The 16490-nt window shown below is 42.4% G+C and carries 14 protein-coding genes; 6 read left to right on the top strand and 8 right to left on the bottom strand.

What is annotated here, in order from left to right; all coding sequences use genetic code 11:
• Positions 1-2016 (top strand): polyribonucleotide nucleotidyltransferase (gene pnp, locus CAN34_RS11375; RefSeq protein ID WP_089555752.1); only part of this gene is annotated, 2016 nt, incomplete at its 5' end.
• A 113-nt stretch (positions 2017-2129) separates the two neighbouring features.
• Here the strand turns inward: pnp and CAN34_RS11370 are convergent.
• The 4 genes from CAN34_RS11370 to CAN34_RS11355 all read right to left on the bottom strand — a co-directional run bounded on the left by CAN34_RS11370 (position 2130) and on the right by CAN34_RS11355 (position 5848).
• Positions 2130-2693: a hypothetical protein gene (locus tag CAN34_RS11370; RefSeq protein WP_089555750.1), complete on the bottom strand. Its 564-nt coding sequence runs from the start codon at positions 2691-2693 to the stop codon at positions 2130-2132.
• Between the two features lie 26 nt (positions 2694-2719).
• Complete coding sequence (locus tag CAN34_RS11365) at positions 2720-3253, bottom strand: hypothetical protein (RefSeq protein WP_089555749.1); 534 nt, start codon at positions 3251-3253, stop codon at positions 2720-2722.
• Positions 3254-3394: 141 nt separating this feature from the next.
• A complete protein-coding gene (locus tag CAN34_RS11360) occupies positions 3395-3652 on the bottom strand; it encodes a YheV family putative metal-binding protein (protein WP_089555748.1) in 258 nt (85 codons plus the stop codon).
• A complete protein-coding gene (locus tag CAN34_RS11355) occupies positions 3653-5848 on the bottom strand; it encodes a M3 family metallopeptidase (protein ID WP_089555747.1) in 2196 nt (731 codons plus the stop codon).
• A gap of 505 nt (positions 5849-6353) precedes the next feature.
• Here CAN34_RS11355 and CAN34_RS11350 point away from each other — a divergent pair.
• The 3 genes from CAN34_RS11350 to CAN34_RS11340 all read left to right on the top strand — a co-directional run bounded on the left by CAN34_RS11350 (position 6354) and on the right by CAN34_RS11340 (position 9555).
• Complete coding sequence (locus CAN34_RS11350) at positions 6354-7466, top strand: hypothetical protein (RefSeq protein WP_089555746.1); 1113 nt, start codon at positions 6354-6356, stop codon at positions 7464-7466.
• 265 nt (positions 7467-7731) lie between these two features.
• On the top strand, positions 7732-8490 hold the full coding sequence (locus tag CAN34_RS11345) for an endonuclease/exonuclease/phosphatase family protein (RefSeq protein WP_089555751.1): 759 nt from the start codon (positions 7732-7734) through the stop codon (positions 8488-8490).
• A 69-nt stretch (positions 8491-8559) separates the two neighbouring features.
• A complete protein-coding gene (locus CAN34_RS11340) occupies positions 8560-9555 on the top strand; it encodes an NADP-dependent oxidoreductase (RefSeq protein ID WP_089555745.1) in 996 nt (331 codons plus the stop codon).
• A 33-nt stretch (positions 9556-9588) separates the two neighbouring features.
• Here CAN34_RS11340 and CAN34_RS11335 read toward each other — a convergent pair whose 3' ends face one another.
• From CAN34_RS11335 to CAN34_RS11325, 3 genes are read right to left on the bottom strand one after another with little or no spacing between them, the layout of a single operon-like run.
• Positions 9589-10206, bottom strand: a complete 618-nt coding sequence (locus CAN34_RS11335; RefSeq protein WP_079690580.1) for an alpha-ketoglutarate-dependent dioxygenase AlkB — start codon at positions 10204-10206, stop codon at positions 9589-9591.
• A gap of 9 nt (positions 10207-10215) precedes the next feature.
• Positions 10216-11106, bottom strand: a complete 891-nt coding sequence (locus CAN34_RS11330; protein WP_089555744.1) for an alpha/beta fold hydrolase — start codon at positions 11104-11106, stop codon at positions 10216-10218.
• 48 nt (positions 11107-11154) lie between these two features.
• Positions 11155-13047: an ABC transporter ATP-binding protein gene (locus CAN34_RS11325; protein WP_089555743.1), complete on the bottom strand. Its 1893-nt coding sequence runs from the start codon at positions 13045-13047 to the stop codon at positions 11155-11157.
• Between the two features lie 359 nt (positions 13048-13406).
• On the opposite strand from CAN34_RS11325, the gene CAN34_RS11320 reads away from it, so the two are divergent.
• Positions 13407-14300: a hypothetical protein gene (locus CAN34_RS11320; protein WP_089555742.1), complete on the top strand. Its 894-nt coding sequence runs from the start codon at positions 13407-13409 to the stop codon at positions 14298-14300.
• 171 nt (positions 14301-14471) lie between these two features.
• A complete protein-coding gene (locus CAN34_RS11315) occupies positions 14472-15362 on the top strand; it encodes a fructose bisphosphate aldolase (protein ID WP_089555741.1) in 891 nt (296 codons plus the stop codon).
• Between the two features lie 103 nt (positions 15363-15465).
• On the opposite strand, the gene CAN34_RS11310 is transcribed toward CAN34_RS11315, so the two are convergent.
• Positions 15466-16490 (bottom strand): autotransporter outer membrane beta-barrel domain-containing protein (locus tag CAN34_RS11310; RefSeq protein ID WP_133063022.1); only part of this gene is annotated, 1025 nt, incomplete at its 5' end.

Raw genomic sequence — 16490 nt, 5'->3', positions numbered from 1 at the left:
AACTCTATTTTAGTTCATATGGGCGGCGTAACTGTACTAGTAGCAGCCGTTGTTAAGTCGGAAGCGAAAGAAGGTCAAAACTTCTTCCCTTTGACAGTTAACTATCAAGAAAAAATGTATGCGGCGGGTAAAATCCCAGGTGCTTATGGCAAACGTGAAGGCCGTGCGAGTGAGTCTGAAACCTTAACTTCGCGCTTGATTGACCGTCCGATTCGTCCACTTTTCCCTGAAGGCTATTTGAACGAAATTCAAATCACGGCGACGGTTGTATCATCAGATAAAAGTCAGTCGGCAGATATCGCGGCATTGATTGGTGCATCAGCTGCGCTAGCTATCTCTGACGCGCCATTTAATGGGCCTGTTGCCGGTGCCCGTGTTGGCTTTATTAATGGTGAATATGTTTTAAACCCGACTCTTGAAGAACTTAAAGAGAGTGATCTTGACTTGATCGTTGCTGGTACTAAATCGGCAGTATTGATGGTTGAGTCAGAAGCCAAAGAGTTGTCAGAAGATCAAATGTTAGGCGCAGTATTGTACGGTCATCAGCAGCAGCAAATTGTTATTGATAATATTGCCTCATTAGCAGCAGAAGTAGGTACCGCTAAGCAGCAGTTCACTTCTCCTAAGCGTGACGAAGCATTATCGAATAGCATGAAAGAGCAGTTCGGTGCGCAGGTTTCTGATGCCTACACCATTACTGATAAACAAGAGCGTTATACCAAGCTTGATGAAGTTAAACAAGCTGCGCTTGCTGCGCTTGCTGGTGATGCAGAGTCAGAAACTTATAGCGATACAGTATCTGAGCTAAAAGAAATTTATAACGATCTAAAATATCGTACGGTTCGTGACAATATCTTGTCTGGTAAGCCACGTATTGATGGTCGTGATCTTGAAACAGTGCGTGCCATTGATGTGCAAGTAGGTGTATTACCATTTACTCATGGTTCAGCGCTATTTACCCGCGGTGAAACTCAGGCTTTGGTAACGACTACTCTAGGTAACAGCCGTGACGTCAATATGATTGACTCGCTAGCGGGTACGATTCGTGACCATTTCATGTTGCATTATAACTTCCCACATTTCTCAGTAGGCGAGACTGGTCGTGAAGGTATTCCTAAACGTCGCGAAATTGGTCATGGTCGCCTAGCGCGCCGTGGTGTACAAGCGATGCTTCCAGATAGCGAACGCTTCCCGTATGTCATCCGTGTGGTATCAGAAATCACTGAATCAAACGGTTCATCGTCTATGGCTTCAGTTTGCGGCGCAAGCTTGGCATTGATGGACGCTGGCGTACCAATCAAAGCACCCGTTGCTGGTATCGCAATGGGTTTAGTAAAAGAAGGCGAGCGCTTTGCTGTACTGTCTGATATCTTAGGTGATGAAGATCATCTTGGCGATATGGACTTTAAAGTTGCTGGTTCTAAAGATGGTATCACCGCCCTTCAGATGGATATCAAAATCGAAGGTATTACGCCAGATATCATGGAGCAAGCGTTAAAACAAGCTCATGCTGGTCGTATCCATATCTTAGACGCGATGAATAAAGTATTGCCTGAGAGCCGTACTGAAATTAATGCACATGCGCCTAACTATGCCGTTATCGAAATCAATCCTGACAAAATCCGTGATGTTATCGGTAAAGGTGGCGCAACTATCCGTCAGCTAACGGAAGAAACTGGTGCCGTTATTGATATTGATGACGCTGGTACTATTCGTATCTTTGGTGAAAACAAAGCAGCGACCAAAGCGGCTATTGGTAAAATCGAAGCCTTAACTGCTGAAGTTGAAGTGGGCAAAACATATGAAGGTACGGTTGCTCGTATCGTTGACTTTGGTGCCTTCATTAACGTTTTACCAAACACTGATGGTTTAGTTCATATCTCACAAATCGCAGATGAGCGCGTAGAGAATGTATCTGACTATCTAAAAGAAGGTCAAATCGTTAAAGTATTGGTACAAGACGTTGATAACCGTGGTCGCATTAAATTGACTATGAAAGGTATTGAGCAAAGCTAAGGCTCGATATTTGATGTAATAAGAAATAAAAAACCGCTTTGAGTCACTTAACATTAGTGCTCAAGGCGGTTTTTTTATGGCTTTAAAAAAGAGCGTACAAGATAGGAAGGTAATTAAAGAGTGATATCTTTAGGAAGATGAATATCGATGCGAAGCTTAGGTAAATCTTGTAACTTCTGCGTCAGTAGCGGTAAGCAATCGGCATACCAATCTAGAGGAACTAGATTTTCTAGGCTAGATTCATCGCTCGTATCTTGTCGCGGATGATTAAAAATAAGTGGACGTGATAGCAGCGCAACTCTACGAATACCTTGATAGCGTATCAGCGGTATAAGCTGCTGCTGTAAATCAACCAAAGCTGCCGTTAACCAGCGCAATCTTGCCGGATGATAAGGATGGTCTGAAATGACGAGGTTGGCAATATAACTGGGTTGGTTACCATTGCTACTGACAGCCAGCCCCGCTTGCTCACGGGAGCGTTTATGAAGTAAACAGCTACCGACTTCTAAGCTCCCATCACGGCAAGCATGATAGTAGCGTTGGTAATTATCTGGATATAGACGCTTGGTTCGCGTAAGGATAGGGTCTAAAAGCACACCTGCGGTATTGACTGGCAGAATTAATAGCTGCGCACTGCTATTTAAAACAGGGGCATGAGTGAGTTGCAACGTTGCCATCATCATCCCCTTGATAAAAATTTATGTTATTTAGCGCTGGTTTTAGCGTTTGTATCTGCCTCTAGCTGAGCGATTTGCTGTTCGAGCAATTCGATTTGCTCAGCTTTCATCTCTGTCAGTTGCTTAGTCATAGTAATCTGTTCAGTGGCTAGTTTTTCTTGTTCAGACAAGCGTTTACGTTCGTCCTCTAAGCGATCAATCTCTTCTTTAGCTAAGCCATCCGTTTCCGGTAGAGGCGCATTTAAGATAGTCTCGGGGTCAGGTGTCTCAGTATCTGTAACAGTAGCGATAACTTGTCTGTCATCTAAAGTACCCTCTTTTACCACATTGTCTAATGATGTAGCAGTAGACGGTACAGCCTCAGTTTGTTCAGTAGTAGTCGGTAAGCTTTCTACAGCGGTCGTGTTAGCTGCAGGTAGAGAGTTTTTCCAAACCAAATAACCAATCAATAACGCTATCAATATAATAGCAAACCACCATTTTTGGCGTAGCTTAGTAGGATTGGTAGACTTTTTTTTTGATGCTTTGGCAGATAAAGGACGTATTTTTTTGTTTTTCATACCACAGTCGATTTATGTAAAAAATATAAGTAGCCATACTATAGCAAACTCAAAATAAAAAGCCTATCTATTGCTAGATAGGCTGAAAATACTATTAATGAATGACGCAAATATTATGCTCTAAACGGTGATGTTAAATGCTTATAACTTAAACTTCACTGTACCACTAGTGCCGGTGGCCATCGCATCACGAGTTAGCTGATCCTCAGCATGATTTTTGGCACTAATAGCATCAGGATCGGGGCGATGCTCTGTATGACCACACTGAGTACATTCGATATATTCATCAGGCGTTGGCTCAGTGATATTTACTTGTACTACCGCATCCATTGTCTGACATTTGGGGCAGCGTACCCCTGCTAAGAATTGCCGCTTTGGTCGTGACGACTGATAACGCATTTAGATGACCTCGTGTGTCGTTTTGGCATTTGCAGCCTCAATGTTTTTGCCATTGCTAAAACCGCTGTGACGTAATAAGGCATCAATACTGGCGCTACGACCACGGAAGTTCTCAAAATTGGTTTTGGCTGGGAAGCTACCGCCAACGGACAAGACAGTCTCACGGAATGCTCTACCTGTGATTGGATTAAAAATACCCTCTTCTTCAAACTTACTAAAAGCGTCTGCAGATAATAGCTCCGCCCATTTATAAGAGTAATAGCCTGCTGCATAACCACCGGCGAAGATATGGCTAAAACCATTGGCAAAGCGGTTATAGTCAGGCGTTTGCATAATAGCAATGTCGCTACGCACAGTATTTAAAGTTGCTAATACACCTTCGTAATCAAGTGCTGGCGTATGCGCATGAATTAATAAATCAAATAAGGCGAACTCGATTTGGCGTAGCGTTTGTAATCCGCTTTGGAAGTTTTTTACTGCCAGCAGTGCATCGAGTTTGTCTGTGGGCAAGGGTTCGCCTGTTTCGACATGGCTACTGATCAGGGCGATACCTTCCGCATCCCACGCCCAGTTTTCCATAAATTGGCTGGGCAGCTCAACCGCGTCCCATTCCACACCATTGACACCAGCAACGTCACCGACGGTCACTTGGGTCAATAGGTGATGGAGACCATGACCGAATTCATGAAACAAGGTCAGCACTTCATCATGCGTCAATAAGCTTGGCTTACCATCGAGTGCTGGCGTGAAATTACCCACCATAAAGCACACAGGTAGCTGCTGATGATCTTGTTCATCATAGCGATAACGCGACTGAAAACCACTCATCCATGCGCCGCCGCGTTTACCGCTACGGGCAAATAAATCAAAGTAAAAGCCGCCAAGCAAGTTATCGTCAGCATCAAATAATTGATAAAAACGTACGTCATCGTGCCAGCGTGATACAGAATGATTGCCTGTATCATCACTGCTTTGTTCTTGTACTTTAATACCGTATAAACGCTCTACGATAGCAAATAGACCACTAATCACCTTTGGTAATGGGAAGTAAGGGCGAATCTCTTCTTGCGATAAACTAAACTCGTTTTGTTTTACTTTTTCAGCGATATAGGCACTGTCCCATGGCTGCAAATCAGTAACGCCATAATCCTGCGCATACTTTTGCAACTGTGCTAGGTCGTGTCTAGCCGTTGGGGTCGCTTGCACAGCCAAATCACGCAAAAAGGTTTCAACTTCCGCCACACTATCTGCCATTTTAGTTGATAGCGATACTTCAGCGTAATGATTAAAGCCTAATAACTTGGCTTTTTGCTCACGTAATTTCAGGATATCACTCATGAGATTGGCATTGTTTAATGACTCGCCTTTGGCATTGGTATGCTCGTCAAATTCAGAAGCACGAGTAACATAAGCGCGGTATAGCGTCTCACGTAGATGGCGATCGCCAGCATGAGTCATGACAGCAAGATACACAGGAATATTTAAGCTTGCCACATAATAAGGGGTTGGCAGAGCATCAATCTCAGCTTGCGTGAGCGCACTGCTGGTAAGCTCACGGGTTTTATATTGTTCGCCTGCATCTGCCAATAACGCTAAACCACTGTCGGTCAAACCCGCTAATTGCTCGTCATTAAGCGGAAGCGCATAGGCTTGGGTGGCATCTAATACATGATCAGAAAATGTTGCTGATAAAGTAGATAGCTTGCTTTGGATAGCCGCAAACTTGTCTTGCTCTGCTTTGGGTAATGCCACGCCTGATAGCTCAAAGCTTCGTAATGCAAGCTTAATGGCGCGCGCACGTGCTGGCTCAAGCGCTGCAAAAAATGCTTTATCGTTAATAATTGCCTGATACCGATTAAATAGCGGCTGATGCTGTCCTACTCGTGTGCCGTAAGCAGACAGTTTCGGTAGCAGTTCGTGATGGACATGGCGGATCTCATCGTTACTCATCACGCTATTGAGGTGCGATAAAATACCCCAGCTGCGATCCAATGCCAAATTAATATGGTCAAAGCTCATGATATCGACTAAGGCTTGCTTAGCGTTGAGCTCAAAAGCATTATTATCGCTCTTTGCTGTCATCTCATCTAAAAAATTATTGGCAGCATCGATAGCGCTAACGACTTGGCTTTGTAAGGTATTTGGCGTGGCACTAGAAAAATCGACAAGGCGTAAATCTGGAGCAATGGAAGTCATAAAGGTATCCGGTATAAATAGTTTGGAGAGAAAACAGAGTGTAAATGAGTGTCATACATCAATTATTTTATTTTGGCGTTATTTTTGAGAAACCTTAGGGTGAAGGGTGTTAGTGATTACACGCTTATCAAAATGTATCAATGTATCAATGTATCAATGTAATAGTGATAAATAAGGCTGATATTTTTGGTTGATTTTATAGAGACTATTTAAAAGATGGGTCTTACTTAGCGAAAATACAACCCAGTTATCTAGCATTATCATATTAATACTTAGGTTACGCTTATTAAAGCTGCTGTAGCTTGTTAAAGCACCACTTACAAAGCGTCATCATTTGCTTGCAAATTAACCCTATAGCTGATGAGGTTAAGTTGATAGGGTAATAGTAACGATTGGTAATTATTACAGTTACTTATCATATATTAAAAATTTCAAACGAGTAATAGCTAACTAATACCAAAAGAAGTACTAGAAACTAATGATAATAAAATAAGGAGCAGTATTTATGAAAGCAACTCTTAAAAGCTTACGTGAGACTAAAGCAAATCCAGCAGTCAGTATTTTTGTTAAAACTCACCGTGAGCATCCTGCCAACGAAAAAGATCCTATTGCCCTAAAAAATCAATTAAAGGTTGTCGAAGAACGCTTAACTAACGAATTTGATAAGCGGACGGCGACCACTATTTTGGAAAATATTCACGCTAAAACCAAAGAACTTAATCATAACTATAATTTGGATACGTTAGCGATATTTGCCAGTACTGATGATGTTCAGATTGTCCGTATGCCTATTGATACCACAGAACGTGTTGTCATCTCAGACAGCTTTGCTACGCGTGATTTGGTCCGTGATATGGCGAGCGCGGTTCATTATTATACCGTGGTGTTAACCCGTGACAGTGCGCGCCTGATAGAAGCTTCTAACGATCGCGTCGTGCGTGAGTTTGATAAAGACGATAAAGCGCAAAATAATATGGAAAACATTCCATTCCCTATTGAGAATAATGGCTTGTATACGACGGGTGATGCCGGTTCTGATCGTTCAGCGAACAATGAGAGTAGTTATTTGAAAGAGTTCTTTAACCAAGTGGATAAGAGCGTTCAAGAGCTATGGGGCGAGCATAAAATGCCGCTTGTCATTGTTGGGGATGCAAAAAATATCGGTTATTATAAAGATGCCTGCGACCGTCCAGAAAATATCATTGCTACCGTATCAAATGCGACCAATTTGGAAGCAGGTAGCGCACAGCATATCGTTGATAGTGTTCAAGAAGCAGTAGAAGGCTATCGGACGTCGCTACATCAAGCTGCCTTGGGTGAGATTGATAAAGCCCGCGGTGCAAACATGCTGCAGACAGATCTGCAAGAAGTCTACCGCAGTGCTTTTCAAGGCGTAGGCGAGACGCTATATGTCCGCCGTGGTTACATGCAACCTGCCAAGATTGATGAAGAAGCGCAAACCTTAAGCATGGCTGATGATGCTACTGCAGAAGGCGTCACTGATGATGCGATTGGTGAAATTATTGAACATGTCATTCATAATGGCGGCAAAGCAGTATTTATGCCGCAAGATATTATGGCTGAAGACCAACCAATTGCTCTAGTAACTCGTTACTAATCGATGGCTGATATTCATGAATGAATTAGCCATTGGTAGCACATAGGTATAATATGAGAGCATTGGTTCGATACGAATCAATGCTCTTTTTATATCTATAATGGTAATGAATAGCTATTTTCTAAAATCTATTTACGATTATTTAATCGCTACGACCAACAATTAAATGAGAAGCATGGCTTATTTTTAGGCTTGATAATTTTGTTTGATACCCATCGCTTTTAACGCTTACTCTAACAATACTGAGTTTATGACTAATAAAATTATGACTAATACCACCTCTTTTGTTTTAACCAGCTACAACATTCATAAAGGCATGTCGCCGATGAATCGCCAAGTCAAAATACAAGGTATCGCCCAAGCACTCGATATCATTGGCTCAGATATACTTTGTCTACAAGAAGTGCAGGGTCAGAATCTCAAACGCAATATGCAATACAACGAGTATCCTGACCAATCACAGCATGAATGGTTTGGTGAGTATCTGCAGCTGCAAAATAGCTACGGCAAAAACTCAGAGTATGAAAATGGTCATCATGGCAATGCGGTGTTGAGTCGTTTCCCGTTAGATCCCAAGCATAACGTCAATATTACGGTCAATAAACTTGAGCAGCGTGGTGTCTTGCACTGTGAAGTACAGCCGATAGGTTGGGAGATGCCTGTCGTCGTACTGTGTGCGCATTTAAACTTGTTTGAGCGCGATCGCATTAAGCAATACGAAGCCATTGCTAATTACGTCCGTAATGAGATTGCACCTGACCAGCCATTGATTTTGGCAGGCGACTTTAATGACTGGAAAAAAATGTCTTGCGATAAACTCGCTGCTAATTTAGGTATGACGGAAGCTTTTAAACACTGTCATGGCAAATTGCTCCCAACATTTCCCGCAAAGCTACCTGTGCTTAGCTTAGACCGTATCTACGTACGTAATCTGAGAATAAAAGACGCTTGGGTACATACGGGTAAACCATGGTCAACGTTATCGGATCATCTGCCTTTGAGTGCAGAGTTGGCATTGCCCTAGAATAACGAAGCCACGAAGTAGTAATTTAATGAACGAAGAAATATTAGAATAATAAAAGGATAATAAATCATGTCTGATAAGCAAATACCTACCACTCAACACGCCGTACTCATACGTGAATTTGGTGAACCTGAAGTAATGATGTATCAAGATGACGTAGCTATTCCTGAGTTAAAAGATAACCAAGTATTAGTAAAAGTTGCTTATGCTGGTATCAATCCTGTCGATTATAAAACTCGCCAAGGTAAAGGTTGGGGTGCTGATGGCATTCAAAAAAATAAATTCGATCACGATCAGCCTGCCATTTTAGGCTTTGATGTGGCGGGCGAGGTAGTTAAAAGTAATAACGAGCAATTTGATATTGGTGATCAAGTAGCAGCTCTTAGCTTTGACGGCAGCTGCTATGCAGAGTATGTGGCAGTTGATGCCAAGATGCTAGCAAAAATACCTGAATCTGTGACGTTAAAGCAGGCAGGCGCGCTACCTTGTATCGGGCAAACGGCGCTACAGTTTGTAGAGTTTGCTGATATTAAAAAAGGTGAGCACGTGGTGATCAATGCACCAGCAGGCGGTGTTGGTCATTTGGCTATTCAGTTATTAGTCAATAAAATCGCAAAAGATAATATAAAAATAACGGTGATTTGCTCGCCAGAAAAATATGCCAAGCTTGATTGTTTAATCGATAAAAGTAAGCTGGCAGGTTGGATTGATTATACTAAAGAGGATACCTTCCCTGACTTACAAGCCGATGTGCTACTGGACTTAGTTGGTAATGATGCGGGTGTGCGTGCGCTTAGCGTGCTCAAGTCGGATGGACGTGTCAACGTGCTGCCAACGATTTGGGTTGATAAGCTAAAAGAAGCAGGTAATAGTAGAAACTTAAGTGTAAAGGGTTATGCCGTACAGCCAAGTGGTTGCGATATGGCAAAGGTTTTACAATACATCGCTGATGGTAAATTAGCCTTACAGATTCAGCAAACTTATCCGCTATCTGAGGTGGTAGAAGCACACCGCGAGCTACAGAAAGGTGATACCTTTGGTAAGATTGTTTTAAAAGTAAGCTAAGCTAAGCTAGATTTGATTGATTGCCAGATTTGATTAATTACAGGACATCTGTCTAAACGTTAGGCTAATTCGGCCAGTATCTACCGTTTTAGTCTTAGTAATGGTGTGCTTCCAAAAGGTCTGGGTATCGCCGTGCATCACGATAAGCTGACCTGACTCAAGATAAAGCTCGACTTTATCTTGAGTTTTTTTATGCTTAAAGACAAATTTGCGTGTAGTACCCAGTGATAAAGAAGCAATAATCGGCTGAAAACCTAACTCCTTTTCATCATCCGCATGATAGCCCATACCGTCAGCGCCAGTAGGATAATAGTTGAGTAAGCACGAGTTAAAATTAACTTCGATACCGATATTCAATAGTTGCTGTTCAATATGATGTTTCACATGAAACATCGTATCTGACCATGGAATCGCTTGACGCGAATGACCAGAATATTGGTAACCAATATCACTTTCACCCATCCAAACGATTTGGCGAGTCGTGATATGGGTTTTGCCAAATAAAGTCACAACATCAGCTTGCCAAGGTAGCTCGGTCAACAAGCTATAATATAAAGCGCTAGGATAATCAATAATAAGCCCTAAGTCATTCACTTTACCGTCGTAAGGCAATAGATTGTCAGTCGGTGCAGGGGCAAAAAGATCAGTCATATATTAAGCCTATTTACTGCTCTGATAATGCTCATTGATAACTTGAGCACATAATTCAGGCGCTTCCATCGGTAACAGGTGGCCATAGTCTAGCAAGGATATAATGCTGTTATCAGGAACGAATTTTTGCCATTGTTTGCGCACTTGTTGATTGATAAATAACGTTGGCTTGCCCGTAATAAGCGTATAAGGACAGCTAAGCTGCTTAAGGGCTGCATCAATATGAGGCGCACCAAAATAGTTGGCCAGCTCTTGCTCTGGCGCAAACATCAATGTATAGCTACCCTCAGGATTTGCCACCAAGCTTTGCTCAGCAAACACCCGCAAGTGTGCATCACTGATACGCTTATAGGCACGCTGAGCGCGCAGGCTATCATAATAATCATTGACACTTGCCCAAGTAGATTGCTTGGTCAAAGTGCTTTTAAAAGGCTCGCGGCTAAGTAGAAACTGACGCGGCAATAGATTGTATATCGTCGCTTGTTTTTTGGTAAATGTCACCGGTTCTATTAGGTATAGCTGTGAGAATAGCTCTGGGCGCTTCGCTGCAGCCATGGCGGTAGCAGTCGCGCCTTGAGAATGTCCAATACCAACGATAGGCTTATCTTGCGTCTTTTCCAGAAACTCAATAAGCATATCAGCATCTTGCTCGCGCGTGAGGCGACGGCTCTGCGGCTTATCATACCAATAGCCGCGTAAGGCAAGCGAGCTTATATCAAAGTCAGATACCAGCTCATTTAATAATGGTGCGTAAGTGCCAACGGGAAAACTATTGCCACCATAAAAGTGTGCCGGAGGACGTGAAGTAGGGTTTGAACCCGCTACTTTGTTAAGTTCGGCTAGATCGTAATAGCGTGCTTGTTGTCCAGAAATCGTAATATTTTTTGCAAGATTTTCCATAATGATGTCACATTCCTGTGTTTTTTGAGTGAGCGAAGTTATGGCAGTCTAGTCGTCTTCACCTAAGAAGCCACCACTTTGACGATGCCATAAGCGTGCATAGACGCCATGTAATGCCAGTAATTCGTCATGACTGCCTTGCTCAATAATACGTCCTTTATCCATAACCACTAATCTATCGAGAGCGGCAATAGTAGATAGACGATGAGCAATGGCAATAACGGTTTTACCAGTCATGATGTCGTTTAAGCTTTCGGTAATCGCAAATTCAATTTCAGAATCAAGGGCACTGGTCGCCTCATCAAGCAATAAAATAGGCGCATTTTTGAGCATGACGCGTGCGATAGCAATACGTTGACGTTGACCACCAGAGAGTTTAACGCCGCGTTCACCAACTTGAGTATCGAGCCCCTTATTACCTTTATCATCATATAGGTCTTTAATGAATTCCCATGCTTGCGCTTGTTTTGCGGCAAAGACGATTTCATCATCGCTAGCATCAGGGCGACCATAGGCAATATTTTCACGTACCGTGCGATGTAGCAATGAGGTATCTTGGGTAACCATACCAATTTGCTGACGCAACGATTCTTGGGTCACCTCGTCAATCGCTTGACCATCGATATAAATCTTGCCGCTATCAACATCAAAAAATCGTAATAGTAAATTCACCAAAGTAGACTTACCAGCACCTGAACGACCAACCAAGCCAATCTTTTCACCCGGTTTGATATTTAAATAAAAATCATCTAATAGTTTTGTGTGCGAGGCGGTAAGGGTAGTGCTAACCGTATCAATTTTTTCACCTTCGATATCGACGCTTTCGTAACTAAAATCAACATGATCAAAGACAATATTGCCCTCTGTGACCACTAGCGCTTTAGCATTAGGTATGTCTACGATGGTTTGCGGTGCGGATAAGGTACGCATGCCATCTTGAACCGTACCGATACTTTCAAATAAGCTGGCGGTTTGCCACATAATCATTTTGGTGAGACCGTTCAACCGTAACGCCATGGCGGTTGCCGCGGCAATCGCACCGACGCCAACTGCACCACCTTGCCATAAATATAAGCCAATCCCAGCGGTAGTACCGACTAAAATGACACTAATAGTATGATTAACGATCTCAAGTTGAGAGACCCAGCGCATTTGCGAGTGTACCGTACCTAGAAACTGTCCCATCGCATCTTTAGCATAGCTCAGCTCACGACGTGAATGGCTAAATAGTTTAACGGTCATAATATTAGCATAGGCATCGGTGATACGACCAACCATCAATGCACGAGCATCAGCCTGCACAATGGCGGTATGTTTGAGCTTAGGAATAAAAAACCACATGGTCAGGCCAAATAACACAAACCAAATCACAAACGGAATCAGTAATAAGACGTCTAAGTTAAATAAAATCACCCCAGTGGTGATAAAGTAGACGAGGACATACAGCAGCATGTCAGTGACGGTCATGACCGTATCACGTACCGCTAGTGCAGTTTGCATGACTTTAGCAGAGACCCGACCAGAGAACTCATCTTGATAGAATTGCATCGATTGATTGAGCATGCGCTGGTGAAAACGCCAGCGCATCTGCATCGGAAAGACGCCTTGAATTGATTGAAAGCGAATCAGTGAGGATAAGGAAATCCAAAAGGGGCTAATAATCAGCACGGCTAGCATCAACAGTAGCATATCGCCTTTTTCAGTCCATAGCGTCTGCGGTGTATAAGTGCCTAGCCAATCGACCAGATTACCAATCCATGCAAACAGCATGGCCTCATAGACCCCAATACCAGCGGACAGAATCATAAAAAGAAGTAACCAGCCGCGCAAACCTTCGGTACACGCCCACAGAAATTTTATCAGCCCATCACGGGGCAGTGGCATTGGGGTATCAGGAAAGGCGGATAGGCGGGATTCAAAAAAGCGAAATAGAGCGTTCATAGGCGGTAGTAATACGTCAATAGCAATACGTCAAGATAAACGCTAGCAAACGTTATCTTGAGTGGTTACTTATGTTAATAAAATAGCATTCTATTTTAGCAAAACTTAGTAATCGCGCCTGCATGGTAATTGTAATTTGAATGCTTTTAAACGCTGTAAATCCTTTCTAATCGAATGTTGCTTGAAAAACTCTCAATAGAAAACTGAAAATCGTATATATCAGTTGCTGTATATGAAATATATTGTTACATTTAATGGTTTTTTTCTAAATGTTTCAGCTGTGTCATTTATCAGCAGTGTCATTTAAATGATGATCATAATAATAAAGCAAGGCTGCGATTCAATTAAGGTAGAAACTTATGATGTATTTAACGATTGCGGTGTTATGTAGCGTCGCCGTCTCCGTGCTATTAAAAATATTACGACAAAAAAATATAGATATTCGTCAGACCATCGTTGCTGGTTATCCAGTCGCCTTTTTGCTTACTTGGTTATTATTAAAACCTGATGTCAGCAAAGTCGGTGAGCTTGGTGGCGCGTGGGGGATTATCATTGCGCTTGGTATATTATTGCCCGCAGTGTTCGTTATTCTTGGTCGCGCGATTGCGGCGGTTGGCATGGTCGCGACCGATGCTGCTCAGCGTTTATCGCTAATTATCCCGATAATTGCGGCGTTTCTCTTATTTGGAGAGGTGCTAACAGGCACGCGCATTTTTGGCTTAGCATTAGGTTTCTTAGCACTTGGGGCACTGGTGTATCGCCCGCAGCAAAGCGCACTTGTTAACGAGACTACTAGTACAAATACTGCGACCAATAACGTGGTTAATAAACAGGCACTACGCACACCGCTGTGGTTATTCGGTGTTTGGGTAGGCTACGGCGTTATTGATATTTTATTTAAGCAAGTTGCCAAACAAGGCGCTGCATTTCCGCTCACGTTGTTTGTCAGCTTTGGCTTAGCGGGCTTACTGCTATTTATCTATTTGCTTATCACTCGGGTACGCTGGCAAGGTCGAGCATTGGCAGCTGGATTATTATTAGGTGCGCTGAATATCGGTAATATTTATGCTTATATCCGCGCCCATCAAATACTATCTGAATCACCAAGTATTGTCTTTACTGGTATGAATGTCGGGGTTATTGCGGTGGCGACCATTATTGGTGTCGGCGTATTTAAAGAATCGCTTAATCGTGTCAACATGGTGGGATTATTATTAGCAGTAAGCTGTGTAGCGGTACTGTTTTTAGCATAATAATTTTAGCGTAAGAACAAGTTTCTCTAATTCTTTAACTGACGAGATATAGGCACACAGAGCGTCCTATGGTAAGGTTATCTGCAAACGGACAGACATGCATAAATTGATAAATATCCGTTTACCTTTGTAACATTTGATTTTGATTAATAAAAATAGGATGCACTTTCAATGGAATACGAAAAACAATTACAGCGTATAAAAAACGGTTCAGGATTCATCGCAGCACTCGACCAAAGTGGCGGTAGCACGCCAAAAGCGCTAGAAAATTATGGCGTCACTAGTTACGATTATGACAACGACGAAGCGATGTTTGATTTGGTACATGAGATGCGTGCCCGTATTATGACTTGCACAGCGTTTGATAATGAGCGCGTCCTTGGAGCAATTTTATTCGAAGATACGATGGAGCGTGAAGTAAATGGCAAGCCGACCGCCAATTATCTATGGGAAGAGAAAAATATCGTCCCATTTTTAAAAGTTGATAAAGGTTTGGCGGAACACATGAATGGCGTGCAAGTGATGCGCCCGATACCTAATTTAGACCTATTATTAAACAAGGCTAAAAATTATCCGGTATTCGGTACTAAAATGCGCTCAGTAATTTATGAGCCAAATGTTGATGGTATTGAGCTGGTCGTACAGCAGCAATTTGATGTGGCGAAGCAAATTATCTCAAAGGGTTTGATGCCCATTGTAGAGCCAGAAGTTGATATTAATAGTACTAAAAAACATGACTGTGAGCTGATACTTAAGACCAGTATTTTGCATAATCTTGAACGCTTAAATGATAAGCAGCAAGTGATGCTGAAGCTAACGTTGCCTGAAGAAGCTGGATTTTACCAAGAGCTGATTGACCATCCAAAAGTATTGAGAGTTGTGGCGCTATCTGGTGGCTATAGCCGTAGTGATGCTTGTGCTAAGCTCAAGGAAAATCCAGGCATGATTGCCAGTTTCTCGCGTGCCTTTACCGAAGGCTTGAGCAAACAGCAAAGCGATCAAGAATTTGCTGATACGATTAATACTTCGATTGAAGAGATTTATGAGGCGTCGAAAGTTTAGTATTTAAAGAAACGAAGTTAAAGAATAAAGTATAAACATAAAAAAAGCTTGAACCTAATTTAAAGTAGGTTCAAGCCGTTTTATTGTATAACTATATTAGATATTAAAACGTTGTTTGTAGCGCGATGCTAGCACCTTGATCATCGTAATTGTCACGCCACTCTCCACGATAACCTGCTGAAATTTTCATATTAGGCGACGCTATATAGCTAAGACCGATACCTGCAATACCAATCTCACGACCAACTTCCTGACCAATAGTAGTGAACTTATCATTAGGCATACTAACGAAGCTGGCAGTAATATCAGAATATTTATCACCATTCTCAATTGCTGCGGCCAATTGACCCGTAAGCGCAAGTTTTGGTGTTAAAAGCTGTGACATACGTAGCCCAGCTGTCCAACGCATTGATTCATATTTATTTTCATCGACGTTTAGATTATAAACACCAGAGCCAGTTTCTTGGTAACTATCGCTTTTCGCTTGGGCATAGTTCACCTGAGCAAATGGTGTTATGTTACGCTGTACATCGCCGATAAGATGACTTACACCCAATCCTGCTTGTAAGGTATCAACAGAGTAATCGGAGGTTGCAGTAGCATTTGATAAGATGGACAGATGGCGCTCGCCCTTCACATCACTGCTGCCAGCACCAGCATGAAAGTTCACATCAGTAGCTTCACTTGCGGCATAGTTACCATAGCCTAGTATCTGCCAGTTTTTAGCAGTCAGCTCATGGTCTAAGTTGCTACCATCAGTATCTGCATCAGTTTTGATATAAGACACTGCAACACCTAGATTTAGATTGCTATTAATAGGGGTATCTAAACCAACGATGGCACCGTAACCGTCAGAGTTATAGCCTGTAATACCGTTTTCTGCATCATGAATCCCTTCACTACCAATGATTTTTGCCCAAAGATTGCGCTCAGGCGTGGTTGGACGATGCTCAGTAATCGCTTCGCTAACCGCATAATTGGTATCGGTAATGATACGATTAGTGGCACCCATAAATAAAGGCTGTAATTGGTTGGCAGCTAGGGCTAGCTGAGATTGGTTAAAGTTAACAGTTGAGCTAATTAAATCATCAGCCAAGTCATTGTTACCATTCGCTACTCGGTCTGCAA

Origin of the sequence: Psychrobacter sp. DAB_AL32B, assembly GCF_002224105.1 — a bacterium.
Taxonomy (GTDB): Bacteria; Pseudomonadota; Gammaproteobacteria; order Pseudomonadales; family Moraxellaceae; genus Psychrobacter.
The sequence above is the reverse complement of the archived record's forward strand: the minus strand, read 5'-3'. Positions and strand labels throughout refer to the sequence as shown.